General features: G+C 42.3%; 1 protein-coding gene. It reads left to right on the forward strand.

The features are described from left to right. Nucleotides 1–341 precede the first annotated feature (341 nt). Nucleotides 342–840 (forward strand): YcxB family protein (locus tag AB4653_RS21705; RefSeq protein ID WP_372105328.1); only part of this gene is annotated, 499 nt, incomplete at its 3' end.

Consider the following 840-nt stretch of genomic DNA (forward strand, 5'->3'; position numbering starts at 1 on the left):
ATATAGAAACGTATAGAACAGCTGTTACTTTGGGTTAAAATTACAACAACGAAAAAAGAAAAGCCGTGAGTATAGGAAGACTGGGGTCGCCAAGTTGGTGTCGCATGAAGTCGGTATCTAAAGCGCAATACAATGGCTGGAGCAACAAGGTTACTTAAAATAGCTATGAGACATGACAGCTTGTCGCGGGGCGACCACTTAGCTACAGCGTAACAATTTAGCTATCATGCGAGTAAACGCATTCAGTATTATTGATTTACAAAAGAGGATTGAAACCGCTAAGACAAACCAGCGTGAAGCGATATAATGCGCCTCAACAAAGAACTACAAAGTAGCCACACATGCCTAAAGATCCCGGTTTCACCACAGAATACACCCTCGACAAAACGTTTTTCGCAGAGTGTTATGACCAAACTAGCCTTCCGACTCAGTTTCCAAAAGCCTATTTAAAGGCATTTTTGTTTCTTATTTTTGGTTGGGTTCTATTGGAGTTTGAACTGTTACCTAGTGGCTACGTAGGCTGGTTTTTTATCGTTTTGAGTGTGATTGAAGCGTTCAGTGTATATTGCAAGAGAACCTGGTGGTTATGGCGACAAAAAATCAGCTCAGGTGCTGGCAGCAAAGTGGTCTTTTCAGGGGATACTGATGGTGTGAGTTATAAAAACCGTAAAGCCACCAATACTATCGCTTGGCGTGACATCGACCAACTTGAACAAACCGATTTAGGTTTTATCCTTCATATTGGAAAACAGCGCCAATACGTCAGTAAATCTTGTCTAAACGATGAAGCCGTTGCGTTCATGGTTGAGCAACACGAAGCTTCCAAAGCACCCAAAGCAC

Origin of the sequence: Vibrio sp. 10N.222.48.A3, assembly GCF_041475345.1 — a bacterium.
In the GTDB taxonomy this organism is placed as follows: domain Bacteria; phylum Pseudomonadota; class Gammaproteobacteria; order Enterobacterales; family Vibrionaceae; genus Vibrio; species Vibrio tasmaniensis_A.